Annotated in this window: 14 protein-coding genes and 1 pseudogene; 4 read left to right on the top strand and 11 right to left on the bottom strand. The window is 67.2% G+C overall.

All coding sequences use genetic code 11. The features are described from left to right. Positions 1–44: 44 nt before the first annotated feature. Positions 45–1,499, top strand: a complete 1,455-nt coding sequence (locus tag D3H54_RS10650; RefSeq protein ID WP_149379006.1) for an amidase — start codon at positions 45–47, stop codon at positions 1,497–1,499. A gap of 52 nt (positions 1,500–1,551) precedes the next feature. After that, on the top strand, positions 1,552–1,944 hold the full coding sequence (locus tag D3H54_RS10645) for a limonene-1,2-epoxide hydrolase family protein (protein WP_149379005.1): 393 nt from the start codon (positions 1,552–1,554) through the stop codon (positions 1,942–1,944). Between the two features lie 4 nt (positions 1,945–1,948). Here the strand turns inward: D3H54_RS10645 and era are convergent, their stop codons facing one another. The 6 genes from era to D3H54_RS10615 all read right to left on the bottom strand — a co-directional run bounded on the left by era (position 1,949) and on the right by D3H54_RS10615 (position 7,448). Then, on the bottom strand, positions 1,949–2,875 hold the full coding sequence (gene era, locus D3H54_RS10640) for a GTPase Era (RefSeq protein WP_149379004.1): 927 nt from the start codon (positions 2,873–2,875) through the stop codon (positions 1,949–1,951). Further along, positions 2,868–4,160, bottom strand: coding sequence for a hemolysin family protein (locus D3H54_RS10635; RefSeq protein WP_149379003.1), 1,293 nt, complete (start codon positions 4,158–4,160; stop codon positions 2,868–2,870). Before D3H54_RS10635 ends, era begins: the two co-directional genes overlap by 8 nt. After that, a complete protein-coding gene (gene ybeY / locus D3H54_RS10630) occupies positions 4,157–4,693 on the bottom strand; it encodes an rRNA maturation RNase YbeY (RefSeq protein WP_149379002.1) in 537 nt (178 codons plus the stop codon). Before ybeY ends, D3H54_RS10635 begins: the two co-directional genes overlap by 4 nt. Before the next feature lie 11 nt (positions 4,694–4,704). Further along, positions 4,705–5,721 carry a PhoH family protein gene (locus D3H54_RS10625; protein ID WP_432246548.1) on the bottom strand — a complete coding sequence of 339 codons (1,017 nt, stop codon included), beginning with the start codon at positions 5,719–5,721 and terminating at the stop codon, positions 4,705–4,707. A gap of 81 nt (positions 5,722–5,802) precedes the next feature. Beyond that, complete coding sequence (locus D3H54_RS10620; RefSeq protein ID WP_149379000.1) at positions 5,803–6,213, bottom strand: nuclear transport factor 2 family protein; 411 nt, start codon at positions 6,211–6,213, stop codon at positions 5,803–5,805. Next, the gene (locus tag D3H54_RS10615) at positions 6,210–7,448 is read right to left on the bottom strand and encodes a cytochrome P450 (RefSeq protein WP_149378999.1); all 1,239 of its coding nucleotides are present in this window, start codon (positions 7,446–7,448) and stop codon (positions 6,210–6,212) included. The genes D3H54_RS10620 and D3H54_RS10615 overlap by 4 nt, the downstream gene beginning before the upstream one ends. A 117-nt stretch (positions 7,449–7,565) precedes the next feature. Between D3H54_RS10615 and D3H54_RS10610 the strand changes: the two genes are divergently transcribed. After that, positions 7,566–8,744, top strand: a complete 1,179-nt coding sequence (locus D3H54_RS10610) for a LuxR C-terminal-related transcriptional regulator (RefSeq protein WP_149378998.1) — start codon at positions 7,566–7,568, stop codon at positions 8,742–8,744. 3 nt (positions 8,745–8,747) lie between these two features. Here the strand turns inward: D3H54_RS10610 and D3H54_RS10605 are convergent, their stop codons facing one another. The 3 genes and pseudogenes from D3H54_RS10605 to hrcA form a co-directional block, all read right to left on the bottom strand. Continuing rightward, the gene (locus tag D3H54_RS10605) at positions 8,748–9,506 is read right to left on the bottom strand and encodes a 16S rRNA (uracil(1498)-N(3))-methyltransferase (RefSeq protein WP_149378997.1); all 759 of its coding nucleotides are present in this window, start codon (positions 9,504–9,506) and stop codon (positions 8,748–8,750) included. Positions 9,507–9,509: 3 nt separating this feature from the next. Continuing rightward, positions 9,510–10,652: a molecular chaperone DnaJ gene (gene dnaJ / locus D3H54_RS10600; protein WP_149378996.1), complete on the bottom strand. Its 1,143-nt coding sequence runs from the start codon at positions 10,650–10,652 to the stop codon at positions 9,510–9,512. 26 nt (positions 10,653–10,678) lie between these two features. Then, positions 10,679–11,744: pseudogene (gene hrcA, locus D3H54_RS10595) on the bottom strand (heat-inducible transcriptional repressor HrcA). A 186-nt stretch (positions 11,745–11,930) separates the two neighbouring features. Between hrcA and D3H54_RS10590 the strand changes: the two are divergent. Further along, positions 11,931–12,254, top strand: a complete 324-nt coding sequence (locus D3H54_RS10590) for a type II toxin-antitoxin system VapB family antitoxin (RefSeq protein ID WP_115320676.1) — start codon at positions 11,931–11,933, stop codon at positions 12,252–12,254. Here D3H54_RS10590 and D3H54_RS10585 read toward each other — a convergent pair. Both D3H54_RS10585 and D3H54_RS10580 read right to left on the bottom strand, forming a co-directional pair. Continuing rightward, positions 12,209–13,651, bottom strand: coding sequence for a sensor histidine kinase (locus tag D3H54_RS10585; protein ID WP_149378995.1), 1,443 nt, complete (start codon positions 13,649–13,651; stop codon positions 12,209–12,211). The two genes, D3H54_RS10590 and D3H54_RS10585, sit on opposite strands and share 46 nt — an antisense overlap. Positions 13,652–13,740: 89 nt before the next feature. Further along, a complete protein-coding gene (locus tag D3H54_RS10580; RefSeq protein WP_149378994.1) occupies positions 13,741–14,520 on the bottom strand; it encodes a response regulator transcription factor in 780 nt (259 codons plus the stop codon). Positions 14,521–14,639: the final 119 nt, after the last annotated feature.

Below are 14,639 nucleotides of genomic sequence, written 5' to 3'. Positions count from 1 at the left end.
TTGCGACATAACGGCGGACGCGCGCCGTTAGTCTCGACGTCGCCATGACAGCTCACCGGAGTTTGAGCAGGCCGCCGCGGTTTCCGACCATCGGTGAGCAGCTCTATCAGTTGGCCAGCGGCACGGTCACGTCCGCCGAACTGGTCCGCCGGTCGCTGCGCGCGATCACCGCCAGCCAGTCCACGCTCAACGCCTTCCGGGTGGTGCTGACCGAATCGGCACTCGCCGACGCCGCCGACGCCGACCGCCGGCGCGCCGCCGGGGAGCAGGCCCCGCTGCTGGGCATCCCCATCGCGGTCAAGGATGACGTCGACGTCACCGGCGTGCCGACCTTCTTCGGAACCGCCGGACCCGTGCGCCCCGCGACGCACGACTCCGAAGTGGTCCGCCGGCTGCGCGACGCGGGCGCGGTGATCGTCGGCAAGACCAACTGCTGCGAACTGGGCCAATGGCCGTTCACCAGCGGCGCCGCCTTCGGTCACACCCGTAATCCCTGGTCGCGCAAGCACACTCCCGGCGGCTCGTCGGGCGGCAGCGCGGCCGCCGTTGCGGCAGGCCTGGTCGCCGCGGCCATCGGCTCCGATGGCGCGGGCAGCGTCCGGGTGCCGGCCGCCTGGACCCACCTGGTCGGGATCAAGCCGCAGCGGGGCCGCATCTCGACCTGGCCGGTATCCGACCCGTTCAACGGGATCACCGTCAACGGGGTTCTGGCGCGAACGGTGGCCGACGCCGCGCTCGTGCTCGATGCCGCCTCGGGGAACCACGACGACGACCCGTTCAAGCCACCGCCGGCCCGGATGACCGACTCCGTCGGGGCCGCCCCCGGGCCGTTGAAGATCGCGCTGTCGACGCGCTTTCCGTTCACGTTCTTTCCCGCCAGGCTGCATCCCGAGATCAGGGTCGCGCTCAGCGGGATCGCCGAGCAGCTTGGCCTGCTGGGCCACACCGTGATGGCGGGCAACCCCAACTACGGCCTGCGGCTGCCGCTGACGTTCCTGCCCCGCTCGACCGCCGGGCTGCTGGAGTGGGCCGACCGGCTAGGTGACGACGTCACCTTCGACCCCCGCACCGAGTCCAACATGCGGATGGGCCGGCTGCTGTCGGGCTGGATGTTGCGTCGCGCCCGCGCCAGCGAGCCGAAGCTTCACCGCCGCGTCGGGGAGATCTTCCGCTCCGTCGACGTCGTGCTGGCGCCGACGACCGCCCAGCCGCCTCCCCCGGCCCGCACGTTCGACCGCCTGGGGCCCATGGGGACCGACCGCGCGATGATCGCGGCCTGCCCGGTGACGTTCCCGTGGAATCTGCTGGGCTGGCCGTCGATCAGCATTCCGGCCGGTTTCACCTCCGACGGCCTGCCGATCGGCGTGCAGCTGATGGGTCCGGCCAACAGTGAGCCGCTGCTGATCTCCCTGGCTGCCGAACTGGAGGCCATCAACGGGTGGGCCAACAAGCAACCCGAGATCTGGTGGAACACCCCGGTCCCCACCGATCACGAATAAATAGCCATTACGGGTAATTGTCGCTGCAGGAGTGCGTTGGTAGTACTGCTTCATGCCCGACACCAAGCACGACAGTGAGAAGCTCGTCCGCGACTTCCTCGGTTCCTGGGAGAACCGCGACCTCGAAATCATCTGCGGCTCATTCGCCGACGACGCGGTCTACCACAACGTGCCCGTCGCCCCCATCGTCGGGATCGCCGGCATCCGCACGATCTTCCAGGCCTTCCTAGACGCGTTCGCCGAGGCCAAACTCGACATCGTCACACTGGCCGCCGAACCAGGACTGGTGCTGGCCGAGCGCATCGACTACTTCACGATGATCGACGGCCGCAAAGTCGTGTTGCCGGTCAACGGTGTGTTCGAAGTGCGGGACGGCAAAATCGTGCGATTCAGTGACTATTTCGATCTCGCCGACTTCGAACGGCAAAGCGGATTCACACTCTGACAGTTTAAAAGCCCAGCCGGCCAAGCTGTTTGGGGTCGCGCTGCCAGTTCTTGGCGATCTTGACCCGCAGATCGAGGTAGACCTTGGTGCCGAGCAGCTTCTCGATCTGCGTGCGGGCCACGGTCCCAACCTCTTTGAGCCGGGCACCACCCTTGCCGATGACGATGCCCTTCTGGCTGTCGCGCTCGACATACAGCACGGCGTGCACATCGATCAGGGGATCATCTTCCGGGCGCCCCGGGCGTTCTTCAATCTCGTCGATCACCACCGCCAGGGAGTGTGGAAGCTCGTCGCGCACACCCTCGAGTGCGGCCTCGCGAATGAGTTCGGCCATGAGCATTTCTTCGGGCTCGTCCGTGAGCTCCCCGTCGGGATAGAACGCCGGGCCGGGCTGCAACTGGCCGGCCAGAACATCGATGAGGACGTCCACCTGGTCCCCGCGCGTCGCCGACACCGGCACGATCTCGGCTGCGGTGTCGCCGACCAATTCGTGCACCGCGATCAACTGTTCGGCGACCCGCTCCTTGGACACCTTGTCGATCTTGGTGACGATGACGACAAGAGTCGTGCGAGGTGCGACGTCCCGGATCTGTTCGTAGATCCATCGATCGCCGGGTCCGATGTTCTCGTCGGCGGGAATGCACAGCCCGATGACGTCGACTTCGGAGTAGGTGTCGCGGACCAGGTCGTTGAGCCGCTTGCCCAGCAGCGTGCGCGGGCGGTGCAGGCCGGGGGTGTCGACCAGAACGATCTGGAAATCCGGGCGGTGCACGATGCCGCGAATGGTGTGCCGGGTGGTCTGCGGACGGTTGGAAGTAATCGCCACCTTGGTGCCGACAAGCGCGTTGGTCAGCGTCGATTTGCCGGTGTTGGGGCGGCCGATGAAACAGACGAAACCGGAACGGAATTCACGTTGCGCAGGGTCAGTCATCCTCGTCGCTTTCTTCAGGCTCGATCCGGCTGACCAGCACGGTGCCGATGCGAAGCCGCCCTCTGTGGTCCCGGCCGCCTTCGGCCTGCAGACGCAGCCCGTGCGACACGACCTCGGCGCCGGGCAGCGGCACCCGGCCGAGCTCGAGGGCGAGCAGACCGCCGACGGTGTCGACGTCGAGATCGTCGGCGAACTCGATGTCGTAGAGCTCGCCGACGTCCTCGATCGGCAGACGGGCCGACACCCGGAACCTGTTGTCGCCCAACTCTTCGACCGGCGCCACCTCGCGGGTGTCGTATTCGTCGGCGATCTCGCCGACGATCTCCTCCAGGACATCCTCGATGGTGACCAGGCCGGCGATCGCGCCGTACTCGTCGACCAGCAAGGCCATGTGGTTTCGGTCGCGCTGCATCTCACGCAACAACTCGTCGAGCGGTTTGGAGTCGGGGACGAACACCGCCGGGCGCATGATGTCGGTCACCTTGGTTCCGCGGCCGCTGTCCGACGAGTAGTAGGTCCGCTGCACAAGGTCTTTGAGATAGACGACGCCGACCACATCGTCGACGTTCTCCCCGATCACCGGGATGCGCGAATACCCACTGCGCACCGCCAGCGACGTCGCTTGGCTGGCGGACTTATCGTTCTCGATCCACACCATCTCGGTGCGCGGCACCATCACCTCACGTGCCGCGGTGTCACCGAGTTCGAAGACCGACTGGATCATTCGGCGTTCGTCATCGGCCACCACGCCGCGCTGCTGCGCCAGGTCAACCACCTCACGCAACTCGATCTCAGAGGCGAACGGCCCGTTGCGGAAGCCGCGGCCCGGAGTCAGCGCATTGCCGAGGACGATGAGCAGCCGGCTGATCGGGGTGAGCAGAACCGAGATCGCCTGCAGCGGAACCGCCGACGTCAAGGCGATGGTGTAGGCGTTCTGCCTGCCGATGGTACGCGGACCCACCCCCATCGCGACGAAGCTGGCGACCGTCATGATGGCCGCCGCGGCCACCAGACCCCAGGTCAGCCCGAGGTCGTCCCACAGGAAGGCGACCAGCAGGACCGTCGCGGCGGCCTCGCACGCAATGCGCAGCAGCACAACGAGATTGATGTAGCGCGGCCGCTCGGCCATGATCCTGGCCAGCCGCAGGGCGCCCGGTCGCTCGTCGCGCACCAACTCCTCGACCCGTGCAATCGACACGGTGCTGATGGCGGCGTCGATCGCGGCGAACAAACCGCCCAGCGCTATCAGGGCGATCGCACCGAGCAGCGCACTCCAGCCCGTCACGGTTGGTCGAAGAACTGTGACTTGTCGAGCAGGCGACGGTCCTTCTCGATCTGCCGATCCTGGTGGTATGCCTCGACCTGCTCGGCCACCCACTCTTCGAGCAGGGTGCGTTGCAGGTCGAACATCTCCTTTTCCTCGTCCGGCTCGGCGTGGTCATAGCCCAACAGATGCAGCACGCCGTGCACGGTCAGCAACGCCAGTTCCTGACCGAGGCTGTGACCGGCGGCGGTGGCCTGATCGGCGGCGAACTGCGGGCACAACACGATGTCACCGAGCATCGACGGCCCAGGCTCGGGCGCGTCCGGGCGACCGCCGGGCTCGAGCTCGTCCATCGGGAAACTCATCACGTCGGTGGGGCCGGGCAGGTCCATCCACCGCATGTGCAGGTCGGCCATCGCGTTGGTGTCCAGCAACACCATCGACAGCTCGGCGGCCGGATTGACGTCCATGCGACGAATCACGAAGCGCGCGACGCTGATCAGTTCCTCTTCGGAAACGTCGAGGCCGGATTCATTGGATACCTCGATGGTCATGTGAGATGCCCCTAGCGCCGCGTCGAGCGACGTTGGGAGCGGTTCATCAGCGCCGGCTGCTCGGCCTTGGCGTAGGCATCGACGATCTCCGACACCAGGCGGTGGCGCACCACGTCGGCGCTGGTGAGTTCGGCGAAATGGATGTCGTCGATACCGTCGAGGACATCCATCGCCGCCCGCAGGCCGGACTTGGCGCCGCCGGGCAGGTCGACCTGGGTGATGTCACCGGTCACCACGATCTTGGAGCCGAACCCCAGCCGGGTGAGGAACATCTTCATCTGCTCGGCGGTGGTGTTCTGCGCCTCGTCGAGGATGATGAACGCGTCGTTGAGCGATCGGCCACGCATGAAGGCCAGCGGCGCGACCTCGATCACCCCGGTGCTCAACAGGTTCGGGATGGCGGCGGGATCCATCATGTCGTGCAACGCGTCGTACAGCGGCCGCAGATACGGGTCGATCTTCTCGGTCAGCGTGCCGGGCAGAAAGCCAAGGCGCTCACCGGCTTCCACCGCGGGGCGGGTCAGGATGATCCGGGTGACCTGCTTGGTCTGCAGCGCGTTGACCGCCTTGGCCATCGCCAGATAGGTCTTGCCGGTGCCCGCCGGACCGATGCCGAAGACGATCGTGTGGGCGTCGATGGCGTCGACGTAGCGCTTCTGGTTGAGCGTCTTGGGCCGAATGGTCTTACCGCGCCGGGACAGGATGTCCAGCGTCAGCACCTCGGCCGGCGACTCGTTGTCCGCGCCGGTGAGCATGCCGACGCTGCGGCGGACCGCGTCCGGGGACAGCGTCTGACCACCTGCCAGAACAGCGATGAGTTCGGAGATCACCCGTTCGGCCACCGCGACGTCGGCCGCCTCACCGGACAGGGAGATGGTGTTACCTCGGACATGCACATCGGCCGACAGGCTGCGTTCGAGTGCGCGCAAATTTTCGTCAGCGGAACCCAGCAGGCCCATGACGAGGTCGGGCGGAACAGTCATGCTGCTGCGCACTTGCGAGGCAGCGGTCGTCTCGCGGGGCGTCACGTGGTCTTCGAAGCCTGCTTTCTGGGTTCCGGTTAGGGCGAAAACACCAGTTTACCGTCCGAGCGCCGCACCTCCCAGTGGTTAACCCACAGTCTGGGTGAACGCCTGATGGGTCAGCGCCGAGTTCATGAAGTCCCGGAAGTGCAGCCACTTGCCGTCGCGCAGCGTGATGATGTGGGCGAACTCCGACTCCCAGGTATGTCCGGTGGCCGTCCGCAGGAACTTCTGATGACCCCAGACCGCCAGGTTGTCGCCGTCGCCGATGAACAGCCATGGCTCCATCGCCACGATCTGGATGTGGGCGCCAACAGTGCTGAAGAACTCGGTGGCCGCCTCGATGCCGTGGTAGTCCCCGGCATACGGGATGGCGTCGCTGCCGTAGTAGGTGATGCGGACTTCGGGATCCATGTGGTTCAGCGCCGTCGCCAGGTCACCGGCCGGGACCGCCGAATAGATGGCCCGGGTGGCGGCGATATTGGTGGTTTCGCTCATCGGCTCAGCTGCATCGGTAGGCGGACGAAGCCGTGCGTGAGCAGGCTGGCGGTCTGCCGCTCGGCGGGCTCCTCGGACAGGCCGATCACCGAGTAGCGGTCCAGCACCGCATTGACGATCGACAGCACCTCCAGCCGGGCCAGCGGAGCGCCCAGGCAGAAGTGCAGGCCGTGGCCGAACGCGAGATGCTGGCGGATGTTGGGCCGGTCCAGGTCCAGGCGTGCGGGATCTTCGAAGACGGCCGGGTCGTGGTTGGCCGACCCGAAGAACAACGCCACCCACTCCCCTTTGCGGATCTTGGCGCCGTCGATCTCGACGTCGCGGGTCGCGATGCGGAACAGCCGGTTCGGCCCGGTGAGCCGCGCGACCTCCTCGATGAACGTGCTCAGCAACGAACGGTCGGCCCGCAGCCGGGCGGTCACCGCGGGTTCGCGCGCCATCGCGTCGAGAACGCTGCCGATGAGATAGGTCGTCGTCTCGCTGCCGGCGACCACGAGCGTGACGCAGAACCGCACCACCTGCTCCGGGGTGAGCCGCTGACCGTCGAGCTCGGCCCGCAGCAGCGCCGAGATCAGGTCCTCGGCATCCTCGATGTCCTGTGAATCATCAACGCGCGCAAGTTTTTCGGTGACGCGCTCGGTGAATACCGTGACCATCTCGAGGTTGCTGGCCATCCGCTCATCAGGAGTCATCGTCGACGACAGCATGAACGCGTTGGCCCAGTTCTTGAACCGGACGTGATCGCCCTCGGGAAGGCCCAGCAGCCGCACCATCGCCCGGGTGGGCACCTCGTCGGCGAACTCCATCACATCGCGATCCCCGTCGCCGGTGCGGTCGTCGAACTCGGCCAGCAGGGTCGGCACCAACTCGTCCAGCCAGTTCTCGAGTCGACGGATGCGCCGCGGCGAGAACGCCTGGCTGACCAGCTTGCGCTCAGCGGTGTGTGCGGGCGGGTCGGTGTTGACCAGCATCAGGCTCGGAGCCGACGACGCCTCCTGGATGGGGTCCCGCGAGGAGAACGTGTCGCTGTCCCGCGCCGCCGCGAACACCTGGTCGTAGCGGAACAGCGCCCACGCGGTGACCGGTTCGTCGGCGCCGGGCACCGTGCCCGGCGGCCAGTCCTGATACCCCGCCACCGGCGAGGAATCGCGCAGTTGCTCGTAGAGCGGATAGGGGTTCGCGATCCCCTCCGGGGTGGTGAGCAGATGCAGGGCAGAGGCGGTCGTCGAGGTCATGCGAACAGCCTCATTGCTCGACTGAGCCTGGTCGATCTCCCGATGGAGGTCAGTTGCGCCCCCGACCGAGCGGTTTTGCCACCACGGCCCCGATCGCGGTGAGAGCATCGCCTCACTGTGACCACTCCCACCGACTGTCTGCCCGTGACCGCGCTGCTCGACGGCAACCACCCCGGCTGGGCATCCAAAGCCCCGCCGGTCAGTGCGGTATCCCGTCGCTACGACGAGGCCTGCCGGCTCGGGATCGTCGAACCCGCCGACGACCCGGTCCGGGCCGTCGCCGACACCGTCGACGCGCAGGCCACCCTGGTCCGGGAGGCGCTCGAAGCGCTCGGCGACGAGCAGGCGCTCGCCGCGCTGGAAGCCGTGCTCGACCTGTCGCTGCTGGAGCGCCAGCTGATCGAGGACAGCGCGCGGCGCCGCACCCTGGCGCTGCTGCGGGTGCAGGAAGGCTTGTCCAAGCTGCGCGGGATCGACGAGGTCGCCAAGATCGTCGACCGCGCCCCGCGTGAACTCGTCGACTCGTGCGGCTTCGACCGCGCGGTGCTGTTCCGGGTGCACGAGGGCAAGATGGTGATGGAGTCGGCCTATTTCGGCGACGATGTCGAGGGCGCCGAGAAAATGGTCGCCTTCGCCCAGTCCGTCGCCCCGCCGTTGGACCACATGCTGCTCGAGACGCAGATGATCCGCAGGCACGCACCGGAAATCGTGCGCGACGCCCGCAACGATCCGCGCGTCAACCGCCCGATCATCGACTTCTCGCTGACCCACTCCTACGTGGCGGCGCCCGTCATGCCGACCGGACGCGTCATCGGCTTTCTGCACGCCGACCGGTTGTACTCCGGGCGCACCGTCGATGAGATCGACCGCGACACCGTGTGGGCGTTCGCCGAGGGATTCGGCTACGCCTTCGAGCGGACCGTGCTGATGGAGCGGATGCGCCGCCAGCACGCCGACGTGCGCAACGCCTTGGCCACCGCCGAGCAGGCCGCCCAAGCCCTCCAAGACGCCGACTTGGAACTGCGCAAGGTCGAGCCCGCCGAGCGCAGCACGGCCAGCCGCCGGCTGGCGGAAGTGGAATCGCGGGTGCACGAGATGCTGACCCGCCGCGAAGCCGAGGTGCTGCGGCTGATGGCCGACGGGCGCACCAACCAGCAGATCGCCGACGAACTGGTGATCACCCCCGGCACGGTGAAATCCCATGTGAAACGCGTACTTCGGAAGCTGCACGCCAGCAACCGCGCCGAGGCGGCGTCGATCTATGCCCGCCTGGCAGCCCGGCCCGATCCGGCCTGACCGCTACGGACGCTGATCCGACCAGCGCCCGGTCAGCACACCCAACGCGCCGAGGGCCACCGCCGCGGCCGTCGTGGTGCGCAACACCGTCGGACCGAGCCGGACCGCGGTTGCCCCGGCGTCGGCCAGCCGCTCGAGTTCGGCGTCGCTGATCCCACCTTCGGGGCCCACGATCAACATGATCGAATCCGCTTGGGCCACCGGCAGTTCAGCCAATGGACGGTCGGCCGATTCGTGCAGGGCGAGAACCAGCCCACCGGCCCTGACCCGCTCGGCGACCATGTCGGTCAGTGCAGCCGTCGCGACCGGGCCGTCGATGGGTGGGATGTAGCCTCGCCGCGACTGCCGCGCCGCCGACCGCGCCACCGCCCGCCACCGCCGCAGGCCCTTCTCGGCGCGTTCACCGTCCCAGCGGGCCACACACCGGTCGGCCTGCCAGGCGACGAAGTCGTCGGCACCGGCCTCGGTGGCCAGCTCGACCGCCAGTTCCGAACGCTCCGATTTCGGAATACCCTGCGCGACGGTCACGCTCGGATGCGGACGCGGGAGCGTCCAGCGCTCCAGCACCTGCGCCGAGAACCCGCGCTTGCTGGTCTCTTCCACCTCGCAGCGGGCCAGTGTGCCGTCACCGTCGGATAGGACGAGCTTTTCGCCAGGCCGGATGCGCCGGACCGTCGCGGCGTGAAAACCCTCGTCGCCGTCGACGACAGCACGCTGCCCCACCACCGGAATGGCGTCGGCGTAAAACAGTGTGTCGGCCAACGCCTAACGGCCGCTGAAGGTTTCGCGGAGCCGGCTGAACAGTCCGCCACTGTTGCCTGCCACGGAGTGCGTGGATTTGACCTCGGGTTCGGCATGGCTGCGAGTCTTGAACTCGGCGAGCAGTTCCTTGGCGCGGGCGTCGAGCTTGCCGGGCACCGTCACCTCGATGTGCGCGTGCAGGTCACCCCGGACGCCGGAACGCAGATGCGGCATACCGTGCCCGCGCAGCGTGGTTACCGAGCCGGGTTGGGTCCCCGGCGCGATGATGATCTCGGTCAGCCCGTCGAGGATGCCGTCGACGGTGACCGAAGTACCGAGCGCGGCGTCGACCATCGGCACCGACACGGTGCAATGCAGATCGTCGCCGTCGCGGACGAAAATGTCGTGCTGCTGCTCGTGCACCTCGACGTACAGGTCGCCCGCCGGGCCGCCGCCCGGGCCGACCTCGCCCTGCGCAGCCAACCGAACCCGCATGCCGTCGCCGACACCGGCCGGAATCTTCACGCTGATATCGCGGCGCGCACGCACTCGTCCGTCGCCGGCGCATCGGTGGCAGGGATCGGGAATGACCTCGCCGACGCCGCGGCAGGTCGGGCAGGGCCGGGATGTCATGACCTGACCGAGCAGCGATCGCTGCACCGTCTGCACCTCGCCGCGTCCGCCACAGGTGTCACAGGCCACGGGCGTGCTGTTGCCGTGAGTTCCCTTGCCCTGGCACACATCACAGAGCACCGCCGTGTCGACGGTCACCTGCTTGGTCACCCCGGTCGCGCACTCCGACAAATCCAGCCGCATCCGCAGCAGCGAGTCCGAACCGGGCCGCACCCGGCCGATCGGGCCGCGCGCCCCACCGCCGCCGCCGAAGAACGCCTCGAACACATCCCCCAGACCGCCGAAGCCGCTGAACCCGTTGGCGCCCGCTGCGGCGCCCTCCAGCGGGTCGCCACCCAGGTCGACGATGCGCCGCTTCTCCGGATCGGAGAGCACCTCGTAAGCGGCGCTGATCTCCTTGAATTTGTGCTGGGCCTCTTCGTCGGGGTTGACGTCGGGGTGGTATTCGCGGGCCAGCTTTCGATAGGCGCGCTTGAGCTCCTGATCGCTGGCGCCCTTGCTCACCCCGAGCAAGCCGTAGTAGTCCCGTGCCACTGTTGACCTTTCGAATTCCCCGCCGGCTAGCCGGCTCGGTGTCCTAGGACATCGCCGATGTACATCGCAACTGCTGCGACGTTGGCGATAGTTCCCGGATAGTCCATTCTGGTGGGTCCCAAAACACCCATGCCGCCGTACACGGTGCCCGAGCTGCCGTAAGTCGTGCTGATGACCGACGTTCCAGCCATCTGCTCGGCCTCGGTTTCCTGGCCGATGCGCACCGTGACCTTACCCGCTTCCTGTGACGCGGCCAGCAGGCGAAGCACCACGACCTGTTCCTCGAGGGCTTCGAGGACGGAGCGCAGCGATCCACCGAAGTCGGCGGTGTTGCGGGTCAGGTTGGCGGTGCCGCCCATCAGCAGACGTTCCTCATTGTGCTCCACCAACGACTCGAGCAGCACCGTGGCCGACCGGCCGACGGCATCGCCGAGCCCGCCCGATCCGTCCAGCCGCGCAGCCAGGTCGGCGACCGCAATCGACGCCGCTGCCAGGCGTTTGCCCTCCAGGGCCTGCCCGAGCAATTCCCGCAACTGGGACAGCTGGTGGTCGTCGATCGTGTCGCCCAACTCGACGATGCGCTGGTCGACGCGGCCGGAGTCGGTGATCACCACCATCAGCAGCCGGGCCGGGCGCGGGGTCAATGCCACGATCCGATGGGGTCAATGCCACGATCTCCAGATGCCGCACCGTCGACGTCGACAGCGTCGGGTACTGGACGATCGCGACCTGCCGGGTCAGCTGGGCCAGCAGTTTCACCGCACGCCGCAGCACGTCGTCGAGGTCGACGCCGGACTCCAGGAACTGAAGGATCGCGCGGCGCTCGGACCCGGACAGCGGTTTGACGTCGTCGATGCGGTTGACGAACTCTCGGTAGCCCTTCTCGGTGGGCACTCGCCCGGAGCTCGTGTGGGGCTGGGTGATGTAGCCCTCGGCTTCGAGCACTGCCATGTCATTGCGCACTGTGGCGCTGGATACGCCCAGGTTGTGGCGATCGACGAGGGCTTTGGATCCGATCGGTTCCTGGGTCGCCACGAAGTCGGCGACGATGGCACGGAGCACCTCGAAGCGACGGTCGTCAGCACTTCCCATCTGGTACACCTCCAAGTCGTCTCCATTTTACGGGCACCAACAGCACAATTAGCACCCACGCGCTCAGAGTGCCACCGGCTCGGGCGGCGAGCGCACCGATGTTCGCCCTGCGCTGACGTTCCGGCCGTCACCGACTAACCTTGCTCGAATGGCGATGCGGGCTCAGTCGGCACGGACGACGGCCCGATGATCTTCAAAGGCGTTCGGGACGGCAAGCCATACCCCGACCACAACCTCACCTACCGCGACTGGTCCCAGATCCCGCCGCGACAGATCCGCCTCGACGAGCTGGTCACGACGACGACGGTGCTGGCGCTGGACCGCCTGCTGTCCGAAGACTCCACGTTCTACGGCGACCTCTTCCCGCACGCGGTCCGGTGGCGCGGCGTGATCTACCTCGAGGACGGCCTGCACCGGGCGGTCCGGGCCGCGCTGCGTAATCGCACCGTCCTGCACGCACGGGTCTACGACATGGACGGCGGCGTAGCCGACCAGTTCTCGGCCAGCTGACCGGCGGCCGGCAGGCTCACCGTGAATTGAGTTCTGCCCGGGCGGGATTGCGCGTTCACCGTGCCTCCGTGGGCTTCGACGATCGACAACACGATCGCCAATCCCAGCCCACTGCAGCCAAGGTCACGCGACCGCGACTTGTCGGCGCGGACGAACCGGCCGAACAGATTGGGCATGATCTCCTCGGGAATGCCGGGCCCGTCGTCGCTGACGACAAGCTTCGCCCGCCCGTCGCTGCCCGTGGTGAGCGATGTGTTGACGGTGACTCCCGCGGGGGTGTGCACCCGCGCATTGCCGAGCAGGTTCGCCAGCAGCTGATGCAGCCGGGCGCGGTCGCCGCGAACCCAGATCGCCTCGTCGGGCAGGTCGATCATGAAGTGATGATCCGGCGCGCTCACCGCCGCGTCGTTGACCGCGTCGGCCACGATGTCGCACAGGTCGAGGTCTTCGAGTTCGAGGTCGCCGCCCTCGTCGAGCCGTGACAGCAGGAGCAGGTCGGCCACCAACGAGGCCATCCGGCGGGACTCCGCCTCGATACGGGCCAGCGCGTACTCGGTGGTCGGCGGCAGCACGTCGCTGTCCTGGCGGGTCAGCTCGGCATAACCGAGGATCGCGGCCAGCGGTGTGCGCAGTTCGTGGCTGGCGTCGGTGAGGAATTGGCGCGTTCGGCGGTCGGAGGCGGCGATATCGCCGAGCGCGGTATCGACATTGGCCAACAGCCGATTGAGGGTATGGCCGACGACCCCGATCTCACTGGCCCGGTCGGTGTCGGCCGGGCTCACCCGGGCGGTGATCCGGTAGTCGGTGGGATCCAGGGGAAGGGCGGCGACCTTGGCCGCGACGTCCGCGACGCGCCGCAGCGGACGCAACGCGTAGTTCACCACGATCATCGTTCCCAGCGCGGTGAGCGCCACAGCGACCACCACCAGCAACACGACGGTCAGGCCTTTGCCCGCGACGGTCTTGTTCGCCAGCTCCAGCGACACCGCCGACACCAGCCGCTCACCGCCGGGGAAATCCCGGTGCCCGACCCGATGCGATCCCATGTCGCCGAGTTCGACGGTCTGCGGATCGCCGCCCGCCCAGTTGATCTTCTCCAACGCGCGTAGTGCGTCCGGCGGAGCCGGGACGGGTTCACCGTCGGTGAACGCGCTGGCGTACACCACCCGGTCGTCGCGCAGCATCGCGATCACCGTGCCCGGCCCCTGGCCCGGGAACTCGTCGAAGTCCCCGTGACTGGCGCTACCGTCTTCCGGTGGCTGCTCGATGTCCCCGTACCGCTTGGCCTTGGCATACGAATAACTGAACGCGGCAAGCGAATTGGACACCTGACTGTTGGCAAGGCTCATCGCCTCGTCGCGCAGACTCATCACCGCAACCGCGCCGATGGCTATCATCGCGACGCTGCTGATCGCCGACACCCAGATGACCAGCCGCCGGCGCAACGAACGCGGACGCCACCGCCTCTCGCCGTGAGTGGCTGGCCTCAACGCTCTGGCCGCAGCATGTAGCCGACGCCGCGCACCGTGTGAATCATCGGTTCGCGTCCGGCGTCGACCTTGCGGCGCAGATAGGAAATGTAGAGGTCGACGATGCTGGACCGGCCGCCGAAGCCGTAGTTCCAGACCCGGTCCAGGATCTCGGCGCGGGTGACGGCCCGGCGCGGGTTGCGCATCAGATACCGCAGCAGCTCGAACTCGGTGGTCGTCAGCGAGATCTGCTCGCCGTCCCGGGTGACTTCACGACTCGGGCCGTCCAGCACGAGATCACCCACCTTCAGCACCTCGTCCTCGGGCGCGGTGGTGGCCTTGGACCGCCGCAGCAGACCCCGCAACCGGGCTACCAACTCCTCGAGGCTGAACGGCTTGGTCAGATAGTCGTCAGCACCCGCAGTCAGTCCGGTCACCCGGTCCATCACCGAATCCCGCGCCGTCAGGAACAGCGTCGGCGTATAGCCCTCGGTCTCCCGCGTCATCTTGAGGATCTGCAGTCCGTCCGTGTCGGGCAGCATGATGTCCAGCACCAGCAGATCCGGCTCGAACTCCCGGAACTTCGACAAGGCGTCACGACCGTCGGCCGCCGTTTCCACTTCCCAGCCCTCGTAGTGCAGGGCCATTTTGACCAGATTCGTCAGCGCCGGCTCGTCGTCGACAAGCAGCACGCGGATGGGCGAACCATCCGCGCGGGAGATGCGCGGAAGCTGACCGAGGATGGCCTGACGGGGGCGTAGAGGACGAGACGTTGACGGTGCGACCGGTATAGCCATACTTCGATTCTGGTGAAAGCACATGAATCTGTCATGGAGCCCATATGTGTTTCATATCTTGCCCGGTCGCTGCCCTCGTGAGGGCGTTGTCGTATTGCGTTCGCGGCCAGCACATTCCG

Origin of the sequence: Mycobacterium sp. ELW1 (genome assembly GCF_008329905.1) — a bacterium.
Taxonomy (GTDB): domain Bacteria; phylum Actinomycetota; class Actinomycetes; order Mycobacteriales; family Mycobacteriaceae; genus Mycobacterium.
Note: the sequence above shows the minus strand (reverse complement) of the source record. Positions and strands in the feature narration are given on the sequence as shown.